Annotated in this window: 9 protein-coding genes; 1 reads left to right on the forward strand and 8 read right to left on the reverse strand. The window is 70.4% G+C overall.

Annotation, left to right across the window (positions count from 1 at the left end; translation table 11 throughout):
• The first annotated feature begins 51 nt into the window (after nucleotides 1–51).
• Nucleotides 52–579, forward strand: coding sequence for a DUF2461 domain-containing protein (locus G6R25_RS17510; protein ID WP_163553855.1), 528 nt, complete (start codon nucleotides 52–54; stop codon nucleotides 577–579).
• Nucleotides 580–714: 135 nt separating this feature from the next.
• On the opposite strand, the gene G6R25_RS17515 is transcribed toward G6R25_RS17510, so the two are convergent.
• The 8 genes from G6R25_RS17515 to G6R25_RS17550 form a co-directional block, all read right to left on the reverse strand.
• Nucleotides 715–2,565, reverse strand: coding sequence for a choline/carnitine O-acyltransferase (locus G6R25_RS17515; RefSeq protein ID WP_163553856.1), 1,851 nt, complete (start codon nucleotides 2,563–2,565; stop codon nucleotides 715–717).
• A gap of 239 nt (nucleotides 2,566–2,804) precedes the next feature.
• Complete coding sequence (locus G6R25_RS17520; protein ID WP_205447202.1) at nucleotides 2,805–3,734, reverse strand: class I SAM-dependent methyltransferase; 930 nt, start codon at nucleotides 3,732–3,734, stop codon at nucleotides 2,805–2,807.
• Between the two features lie 66 nt (nucleotides 3,735–3,800).
• On the reverse strand, nucleotides 3,801–4,670 hold the full coding sequence (locus G6R25_RS17525) for a HalD/BesD family halogenase (RefSeq protein ID WP_163553857.1): 870 nt from the start codon (nucleotides 4,668–4,670) through the stop codon (nucleotides 3,801–3,803).
• A gap of 567 nt (nucleotides 4,671–5,237) precedes the next feature.
• Nucleotides 5,238–6,464, reverse strand: a complete 1,227-nt coding sequence (locus G6R25_RS17530) for a styrene monooxygenase/indole monooxygenase family protein (protein WP_163553858.1) — start codon at nucleotides 6,462–6,464, stop codon at nucleotides 5,238–5,240.
• A 41-nt stretch (nucleotides 6,465–6,505) separates the two neighbouring features.
• The gene (locus G6R25_RS17535; protein WP_268904174.1) at nucleotides 6,506–7,102 is read right to left on the reverse strand and encodes a GTP-binding protein; all 597 of its coding nucleotides are present in this window, start codon (nucleotides 7,100–7,102) and stop codon (nucleotides 6,506–6,508) included.
• Nucleotides 7,099–7,485, reverse strand: a complete 387-nt coding sequence (locus G6R25_RS17540) for a DUF742 domain-containing protein (protein WP_136447968.1) — start codon at nucleotides 7,483–7,485, stop codon at nucleotides 7,099–7,101. Before G6R25_RS17540 ends, G6R25_RS17535 begins: the two co-directional genes overlap by 4 nt.
• A 73-nt stretch (nucleotides 7,486–7,558) precedes the next feature.
• Nucleotides 7,559–7,996 (reverse strand): roadblock/LC7 domain-containing protein, encoded by a 438-nt coding sequence (locus G6R25_RS17545; RefSeq protein ID WP_235948865.1) that lies wholly within the window; start codon nucleotides 7,994–7,996, stop codon nucleotides 7,559–7,561.
• A gap of 131 nt (nucleotides 7,997–8,127) precedes the next feature.
• Nucleotides 8,128–9,510 (reverse strand): sensor histidine kinase, encoded by a 1,383-nt coding sequence (locus tag G6R25_RS17550; protein ID WP_163553859.1) that lies wholly within the window; start codon nucleotides 9,508–9,510, stop codon nucleotides 8,128–8,130.
• Between the last annotated feature and the right edge of the window lie 491 nt (nucleotides 9,511–10,001).

The following is a 10,001-nucleotide window of genomic DNA, read 5'->3' on the forward strand; positions in this document are numbered from 1 at the left end:
AACCGGGCCCTCACATTCCTCACAACCTAGAGTAACCAGTCGGCACGGAAAGTGAGCTTCGCGCGGCCCTGCCTGGAACCGGAGTTCGGCGAGCCGCACCTGTTCCGGCCACACCGCGACGTCCGTTTCTCGAAGGACAAGTCGCCGTACAAGACGGCGATCGGCGCCCACAATGAGAGCGGCGGCTACGTCCAGGTGTCCGCGGCCGGGCTGATGGTGGCCAGCGGCTACTGGCAGACCGCGCCGGACCAGGTGGAGCGGCTACGGGCGGCGGTCGCCGACGAGGTCACCGGCCCCAAACTCGAAGCCCTCGTCGAGGGGCTCCGCAAGGACGGTTATGGCGTCTCGGGCAACCGGCTGAAGACCCGTCCGCGTGGCTACGACGCCGACCATCCGCGCATCGATCTGCTGCGGCACCGCACGCTGACCGTCCACTGCGAGTTCGGCGAACCGCCCTGGCTCGCCGAGCCCGAATGCGCCGAGCAGGTCGCCACGGCCTGGCGCGAGATGCGGGTGCTGCGCGACTGGCTCGACCGCCAGGTCGGCCCCACCCGCCTCTCTCAGGACCTCCGCCGCTGACCGGCACCACGCCCGGCCGGCAGTCGTTCGTGGTCAGGCCGTCGTGAGATGGGGTGTCCCGCCCGGCCCGGCAACCGAGGCGGGGCCGGGCCGGGCGGAGGTCACTGAGGGGCGGAGGTCACTGAGGGGCGGAGGTCACTGCGCGGAGGGCTCGGCGGCGAGGAGGTCCTGCAGCTCGCGCAGGGCGATCGTGAGCTGCTCGGCGAAGGCGTGCAGGCCGTCGGCGACCGTGCGCGGGGTGCTCAGGTAGAGGTTGAACCGGTCCGGCAGCAGCACGTAGGCGACGCCGATGCACTGGCTGCTCGTCGAGCCGAAGCCGAAGAACTCGACGTTGACCGACGGTGCGGAGCTGGTGCTGAGGAAGTCGTCACGGGTTTTGAGCCAACCGGGGGTGTCGTAGAGCTCGATCGGCTCGGTCACCCCGAGCTCGGCGCCGCGGCGCCGAGCGATGAACTGCAGCTCCCACAGATGCTGCTCCGGGGCGCGCCCGGCCTGGCTGTCCTTCGCCCGGCGCACGTGCGCGTCGGCGGCGGCGCGGAACGCGGCCTGCTTCGTCGCCGGGTCCGCGGCCGGGTCCTGCATCGCCGCGACGAACTGGTGGATCTGCGGGGTGATGACCCGCATCGCCTCGGTGCGCCCGCGCCGCCACTGCCGGGTCGCGATCGACTCGTAGGTGGCGCCCACGTGGCCCTTGACCCGGACATGCGCGAGCTGGTAGACGAGCTGGACGAAGGCGTCCGGCGAGGTCTTCAGCGCCTTGGCCTGGTTCTGGCCGAAGTCGTCGAAGGTCAGCACGGTCGAGGCGGTCGCCGCGGCGAAGTCCGTGAACGACGTGCCGGCGGCGGCGATGTCCGCGCGCAGGTCGGCGTCGAGGACGAACTCGATGGGCTCGACGGCGGGCAGGCCCTGCGGCTGGGCGCCGGAGCTCGCCGCATGCTCCTGCGGGGAGGTGGACAGCAGGTCGTCGACGAAGCTGAGGATCGTCGTGCCGTCCAGGCCGCAGTGCTCCACGTTGATGCCCGCCCGCCCGTCCGGGAAGACGATCAGCGAGACAGCCTTGTCGAACCAGCGGTTGCCGGCATCGCCGTGCAGGAGCTGATCGCAGGCGGCGAGGTTGTCGGCCGGGGTGGCCTCTTCCAGACAGAGGCAGAACAACGCCGTCTCGATGGTGTCGAGGGCGGCGGCGTTGGCCGGGTCGAGGGCGGACAGCCGCTCCCGGCTCTGCGCCCAGGCCGCGCGTGCCTTGGTGGTGAGCTGGCCGACCGCGGCGTCGGCCGGTGCCCGGGTCGGCGCGGCCTTGAGCATGGCGGTCAGGCCCGCGGCGAGGTCATCCAGCGTGTACGGGTGACCGTCCGGGCCGACCACGTCGAGCCGGACGAGGTTCCCCCGGTGGAAGACCACGATGTGGCGGGCCGCGGAGGGACCGGGCCAGGCGTCGCTGTACGGGGTGCGCACGGTGTCCTGGACGGCACCCGGGATGCGGGTGGTGGAGAACAGGAAGGTGTTCTGCGCCATCGACAGCACCTGGCCGCGCTGGCGGACCGGCTCGATCCGCTCGTCGTCGAGGCGCAGCTTGTAGTCGACGGCCGCCGCGATGAGGCCCGCGGCCCGCTCGACCTGCGGCTGCTCCGCCGCGCGGGCGGCGTCGTCGTCGGCGAACAGGAAGATGTAGTTGGCGTTGAGCGCGATCCTGTCCCGCCGGCCGAGGTAGCGGGAGTCCCAGAAGTCGTCCAGCCAGCTGTGCACGCCGTCGGTCGCCTCGTAGCGCTCCAGCGCGGCGTGCAGGACCGGGCCGGGGCCGTCGGAGCCCTGGAAAGCGGTCACGGCCGCCGCGGTCGTCGCGCGCTCGGCCGGGGTAAGCAGGGGCGCGGACCATTCGAGGAAACGCTCGCAGCTCGCCGCGAGCGTGGGCAGCGGCACCCGGGGCAGCAGGTCGTCGTAGGCGAAGGTTCGGGTGGTGCGCTGTTCGGATGTGATCGCGTTCATCCTGGCCTCGGCTTGTCTCAGGGGGCTCGGCTTGTTGTCAGGTTCTCTGCTGGTCTCGATGTCTCTGCTGGTTCGGGGACGCTGCTGGTTCGGAGACACTGCTCGAGCCGCGTCAGATCAGGCGTCGCCGGATTTGGCCGGAGCTCGAGGGTCCCATGAGATGACCGGATTGTGCGGGTCGTCGGCACCCCTGAGCGGTGCCAACTCCTCACCTCGGGCCCTCGGATTCGTCTGGGCGGTCAGGTCCGCCGCCCGGTCAGGGTGCCGGCCGGCTGCTGACCGAAGATGGGCCGGTTCGCGCCGCGGCCGGCGGCGCCGCGCGGCCGGGAGACGTGCAGCTGGGCGTAGAGCCAGCCTTCGGTCTCCAGGCCACGGGGGTTGACGCCCACCGAGGCCAGCGTGCCCAGGACCTGTTCCTGTTCCTGGGCGGAGGCGAAGCGGCGTTGCGGGAACACCCCGTCGACATGGACGGTCTCGTAGCCGAGCTCGTCGAGGGTCTCGGCGAACGGCGCGAAGGGGAACATCCGCAGCACGAAGTGGGACATCCATGGCCGCCGCTCGCCGGTCGCGCGGGCGACCCGGGCGAGCGTCCGTTCGCTGACGTAGCCGATGCAGCCGGTGGAGATCACGAGGTCGGTGCCGTCGAGGCGGGCGCGTTCGGCCTCGGTGGGGTCACGCTGCTCCAGGTCGGCGCAGACGGCCTCGTCGAGGAAGCCCGCGGCCAGCGCGTAGGAGACCGCCGGCTCGGAGGCGTCGAGGCCGATGAAGCGGGTCCCGCTCGACCGGCGGTGCGCGCGGACGAGTTCGCGGTCGCGGTCCAGCAGGACGTCCCGCTCCGGGCTGGGCTGGGCACCGTACCGCTCGAACAGGTCGTCCATCGTCAGGTCGCAGCGCAGCAGCGCGGCGTTGATCCCGTAGGAGCAGCCGATGTCCAGCACGGTCGGGGGAAGCCGCCGCTGCACCCGGCATTCGTCGATGAGCCGGCTGAAGAACGGCTTGGCGAGCTGGGGGATGTGGTAGCCGAGCGTTCGCAGGGTGCTGAAGTAGGCGTGCGGGTCGGGCTGGGTGTAGATGTGGTCGAGAGTGACCTTGCCGGTGTCGTCGAACTGCAGGCCGTCATCGAACGGCCCGGCGGGACTGGTGTCGGTGGGGTTGGCGTCGGAATGCATGCGGGACGCTCCTCCTCGAACGGCGGTGCGGCTGTCGGGACCGGCGAGAGCTCGACGAGGGCGGTTTTAGTCCAGCAACGCGTCGACGCGCACGGCGTTCGCCTCCGCGGCCAGGTGGCCGGGCAGGACGCGGCCGAACAGCTGACGAGTGCGGGCGACGCTGCCGACCACTCCCGGCCGTTCGGTGTAGGCGAAGATCGCCGAATGCCGGGCGGTCTCGCCCTGGATGGGACTGACCCGGTGCATGGAGTAGCGCCCGAGGAAGAGCTGTAGGTCACCGGGCCGGAGGATCAGTCGCCGGACGAGCTGGGAGCCCTCGCCGGCCAGCACGGCCCGGACGTCGGAGAAGTTCTCCGTCTGCGCCGTGCGGATGTTCGAGCAGTACTCGAACTCGCCGCCGTACTCCGGTTCCTGGGTCAGCAGGCTGACCGCGAACTCGTTGGTGTCGAAGTGCCAGGGGTGTTCCAGGCTCGGCGCGATCACGTTCAGGCACAGGCCGGCCAGCGGGTCGGCAAGTTCGTGTACCTGCGACAGCCCGAAACAGGCCGCCACGAAGCGCTGGAATGGCTCGCTGCGGTAGAGCCGGTGGATGGCGAAGTCGGCGGGAATCTGGTCCCGCGCGACGAAGGCGTTACCCCGGCGCATGGCGAGCCGACCGGGATGGTCGGCTGGCAACGTCGAGTCGACCGCAATGTTGTAGGCGTTGACGGTTTCGACCTTGTCGTAGGCCAGCGGGGCCACGGTGGCACATTCCTGGGCGACGGCCGGAAACACGTTGGGGTGGATGAATTCGGGTAGCACGCAACAACCGTCTGTACGTAGATTGTGCCGCGCGCGTGAGACGACGGTCCACCACAGCGGGTTGGCCGGGTCGGCGAGGGGGTAACTCGTCGTGTCGACCAACCCGCTGATTGACCAAGCTTCCGCCGTGCTCATGGCACTCCTCTCACCACCCGTTCACGGCTGTTCCCGGCAACGTGAACCACTCGTGACCAGAGCGGGGATTACCCCATGCTGACCCGGAAATCACGATGGTGAAGGTTGGTGTGAGATGCGACACGACCGGGCGGTTGGCTGGTCTGAACTGTTGGCGTGCGGAGTTGTCCGGCTGCTACAGCCGGGCCCGGCTTCCTCTTCCTCGCGAGCCCGGAGAGGTGCGCCGACCTGCGTCTTTACGGTCTTCGTGGCGCGGCAGGCCGACTCCGAGCCACATCGCACTCACCCGTTTAACCGGTGGCACCCACCCAAACGTGCTACCAGTTCACCGACTCATGGCGAGAGTGGCGGGAGCGTTCGTGTCAGGGTCATCCGCCTTGACGTTGTTCGCATTGCGACTATCCGTGCGGGGTCCCTCGCGCGACAGGAGACCTTACATTGTGAATTTGGGTAGGTACGTCTAATCTTATGTAGGTTAAGTTTACCTTACTAGCGTGAGGCGTCCCGCGGGGGAGGCGATCGGGTGGGCGTGCCGACCCCTCGGACCGGCGAGCAGCGGCGGCTGCCTCAGAAGCCGGCGAGGTAGGCGGCGGTCTTCGCCGGGTCGAGGAACCAGTGCTGGTAGTCGCTGGGGTCGTCGAAGCCGTTGACGAAGCGGCGGGAGACCGCCTCGTGCGCCCCGGCTGCGCCGAGGATCTGCTGGACGTGTTCCGGCGGCGGGGCGAGCAGCGCGTTCGTCCAGGTGGTGACGTGCTGGGCGTGGTCCCAGTACCGGTCGAAGGCGCCCTGCATGAACGCGCGGTCGAAGGGCTTGTCGCCGTGGGCGAGGATGCTGTCCAGGTAGGAGGCGGCGCACTTCGCGGCGTTGTTCGCGCCCTGCCCGGTGATCGGGTCGTTGGCGACGACGACGTCGCCCATCCCCAGCACCGCCCGGCCGGACGGCAGCTCGCCGACCGGCCGGCGCACGACCGGGGTGTAGCCGCCGGCAAGCGTGGCGTTGCTGTCGGTGAGCTCCACGTCGACGCAGCGCTCGTACTCCCACGGCACGTACGTGCGGGTCAGCTCGAGGATGCGCCGCAGGTGCTCGGCGGGTTCGTGATGGTCGTCCCAGCAGTCCAGCGGGCCGCCGGGGAGCCCCTCGAAGAACAGGATGTCGCAGTTCCCGCTGAGTGTGTATGCCGGGATGACGAACAGCTCGCAGGCCCCGGGGGCGATGTTGAAGCGGACGCCGGGGGCGTCGGGGTGCTCGGGGCGCGGCGCGAGCCCGTGCACGTAGGCCAGCGACAGCACGCGCTGCGGGGCGGTGTACGGCGAGCGGTCGGCGTCACGGTCGAACAGGCCGACCAGCTCGCCCTTGCCCGCGGCCACGATGACCAGGTCGTACAGCTCGGTGAGGGAGTTCAGGTCGGAGGTGGTGACCCCGGAGACGATGAACTTGCCGCCGCGTTCCTCGAACAGCTCCGCCCAGCCGGCCATCTTCACCCGCTGGTCGATGGACTGGGCGGGATGGTCGAGCCGGCCGAACCAGTCCAGCGCCCGGGTGCCGTCCGGCGCGGCCAGCGACACGCCGAGCCCCTCGATTCGGACCGCGTCGGCCTCCCACAGGTTCAGGCCGTGGTCGCGTTCGTGCTGCAGCGCCGTGTGGAACATGGCCTGGGTGGACATCACCCGACCGGATCGGATCTCCGCGGGGGTGCGCGCCGACATCACCGTGACGTCGTAGTCGTGCTCCCGCAGAGTCAGGGCGAGCTGCAAGCCCGACTGACCGGCGCCGACGATCAGGATTTTGGGCATGGATGCGTGCTCCTCGATGGTTCTAGGCCAGGGACGATGGTTCAGGCCAGGGACATGGCGTAGCGGACCAGCTCGCGCAGGGCCTCGGCGGCCGAGGCCGGGTTCCGCGCGTCGCAGGTGATCAGTGGGATGCCGGGGCGCAGGGCGAGGGCTTCGCGCACCTCGTCGAGGTCGTGCCACAGCCGGCCGTCGAACAGGTTCACCGCGACGAGAAACGGCACCGTCGAGTCGTGCTCGAAGTAGTTGACCGCGGCGAAGGACTGGTCGAGCCGGCGGGTGTCGGCCAGGACGATCGCGCCCAGCGCGCCGCGGGACAGGTCGTCCCACAGGAACCAGAACCGCGCCTGGCCCGGCGTGCCGAACAGGTAGAGCACCAGGTCGGAGTCGAGCGAGATTCGGCCGAAGTCCATGGCGACCGTCGTCGTGGTCTTCTCGCCGTGCGGGGGCAGGTCGTCGATGCCCTCGCTGGCCTCGGTCATCCACGCCTCGGTGTTGATCGGCGGCACCTCTGACACCGAGCCGACCAGCGTCGTCTTGCCGACGCCGAACCCGCCGGCGATCACGATCTTCGCCGAGATTGTGAACTGCTCCGGGTCGGCGTCGACGACCGCGGCCTCCCCCGGGGTGTCCCCGCTCAGACCGGCAGCTCCCGCAGGCCGCTGAGGATCCGTTCCAGCACACCACGGTCATGGGAGTAGGCGTGCGCCGTCGGATGGATGAACACCGCCCCCTGGGTGGCGAGGTCGCTGATGAGCACGCGGACGACCCCGAGAGGGATCGACAGCATCGCCGACAGTTCGGCGATCGACAGCTGCGCGCGGGCCCGTTCGTAGAGCGCCTTCGACTCGGGCATCAGCGACTCGCTCAGCGCCGGGTCGTAACTGGGGACCGAGACCAGCGTCTCCACCAGCAGGTGGTGGCGGGCCCTGGTGCGGCCCCCGGTCAGCGCGTACGGGCGGATGCGCCGGCTGCGTGTCCGCGGCGTCCGCGTCGACGGTCCCGGTGCGCTGTCCAGCGGCATCGTGATCACGATCCTTGATCGTCTCGGCACTGCAGGGTCCGGCTCCGGCACGGCATCGGCAAACGTCCTGGCACTACAGCTGCGGGCCGGCGAGGACCCGGCGCAGGTCCGCGCGGGTCTGTGGGGTCAGCGCATGGCCGGCGTGTAGCACGAACTGGGTCATCTCGTAGGCCACGACCTTCATGTCGCAGTCGGCGTCGGTGAGCACCGCGAGGCCCGCACCGTCATCGATGCCCATGAACAGCAGATATCCCGACGACAGCCGGACGATGATCTGCTCGCAGGTTCCCTTGTCGAACAGTGCGGCGCTGTTGCGGGCGAGGCTCAGCATCCCGCTGGCGATCGCGGCGAGCTGCTCGCTCTCGACGATGCCAACCGTGTCCGAGGCGGTGAGCGACAGCCCGTCGGACGACAGGATCAGGGCGTGGGAGACCCCGTGCACCCTGGCGACGAAGTCGTTGATGAGCCAGGTGAAGTCGTCGCGTCCCTGGCGATAGGTCGTGCCCGTCACCATGGGCTCGGAGTGGACGCCCCGGCGCTGAGGCCGGAGAGGAGACGCCGCCCTGGATCGTTCACCGGTGGTTCTTCTTTCCCTAGAGGTTCCCCTGCCTTCAGGCGGGGGGAGGACGTCAAGGTTGCTGCTCAGGCCCCTCGCTGTTCGTCCCGGGCGGCGCGTTCCCCCTCGGTGAACGCGCCGAGATCGGCGAGCAGCCGTTCGTGGTCCGCCTCCCGGCCGGCGGCCGCTGCCGCCGACGGCGCTGGCGGCGGCGGGGCCGCGAGCGGCCCGGTGCCGTTCTTCAGACTGCGTGACACTCGGCGGGGCAGGCCGCTGGCGGTGGCCTCGCCCGCTGCCGGGCCCAGGCCCAGGCCTGAGCCCGAGTTCGGCGGCGGACTCGGGACGGGCCGCAGCACCGGTGCGGCCGAGGCGGGCCGCGCGGAGTGGGCTGCCGGTGCGGCCGGGCGTGGGCGGGCCAGGTGCGCGGCCCGGCGTTGCGGCAGTCCGGCGGGCGCGACAACGTGCGCCGAGGACCCGAGGGTGCGCACGGCGGCGGGCGCGGCGGTCACGGTCTGGGCGCCCGACCAGCTCGCCTCGGGTAGTTCGCAGATCAGCGCCGCGGGCAACAGCGCCGAGGCGGTCGTCCCGTGCGGGTGGCGCCGGTCGAGCCAGGTGCGTATCTCGTGCCGGGCCGCGATCCGGCCCACGACGGTCAGCCCCATGTGCCGCACGGCGTCGTCGTCGAGCGTCGGGGAGGCGCGCAGCCGATCGTTGAGCCGGCGCATCCGCTCCGGCGGCAGGCCGATGCCCTCGTCCTCGACCCGCAACAGCGCGCTGCCCTGCTCGGTCAGGTGCACACCGACGCGTACCGGCGTCGTCGGTGGGGAGGACTTGGTGGCGTTGTCGAGCAGCTCCGCCAGCAGCCGGCCGACGTCCTCCGCGGCGAACCCGACGATGCCGAGCGGTACCACGCGGCCGATGGCGACGCGTGAGTAGTGGTCGATGGAGGACATGGCCGCGCGGATCACGTCGACCAGCGCCGCGGTCTCCGACGCCGTCTCGCTGGCGTCCCGCCCGGCGAGGATGCGCAGGTTCTCGGCGTTACGGCGCAGCCGGGCGGCCAGATGGTCAAGCTGGTAGAGCTCGGCGAGCCGCTCCGCGTCCCCCTCTCGGGCCTCCATCTCCTCGAGCTGGGAGAGCAGACCGTCCACCAGGTTCAGATCGCGCAGGGCGACGTCGGCGCAGATCGCCGACAGCGCCTGCGTGGTCGTCGTCGCGGGCGTGGCCGTCGGCGGAGCGGCGTTCGTGGGCTGGACGACGGAGGTTCCAGGAAGAGCGGTGGGTGGGACCGCCGGCTGCGTCGGCGAGCCGGCATGGTCCCGCGCAGGGGGCGACGGCGGTGCTGCGGCAGGGGGGACGGCCGGACGAGAGTGCACCCCGGGCGAAGCGAGGAGCTGCGCGGCCACCTCGCGGGAGTTTTCGAGCAGCGCGCGCGATCGTTGGAACAGCTCTCGAGCTCGTGTCGTCATCCCGTCCTTACTGCTCTCTCTCGTGCGGGCCTCGCGCTTCCGGTCACCCCCGTCAGGGTGATATGCAATCAGACCCCTGGCAGGCTCGTCCAACCGACTTGCCCGATCCCGGGCCAGCATGTCCCTAGGCGTTCCCATCGCTGCCAGGAAAGGGTGCTGCTGACTGTGGCGGTATCATCGGTAACACTGGATGAACACGTCGGGTGGGCAGCTGGCCTGTGACTACAGCGGGTTCCCCGGACGTGCGCCGGTCAACCGCACTCGACGCAACCTGTGGACAGCGCATTCCGGAGATGGCTTCCTGGTGGTCGTGGCAATACGCCCGCCGGGATGTCTGTGGGGGCGAGGAAAGCCGACCGAGGTGTCGGGGTGCGGAACATTTCCCGTTACCCGGGGAACAATGTTGCATCAACAGGGCAGCTACGGTGTGGATCGGCGTGGGCGGGTCCATCGTCCGAAGCGGCACCGTCGGCCGGACGTCCGGCCACGCC

The organism is Candidatus Frankia alpina, from assembly GCF_902806485.1.
In the GTDB taxonomy this organism is placed as follows: domain Bacteria; phylum Actinomycetota; class Actinomycetes; order Frankiales; family Frankiaceae; genus Frankia; species Frankia alpina.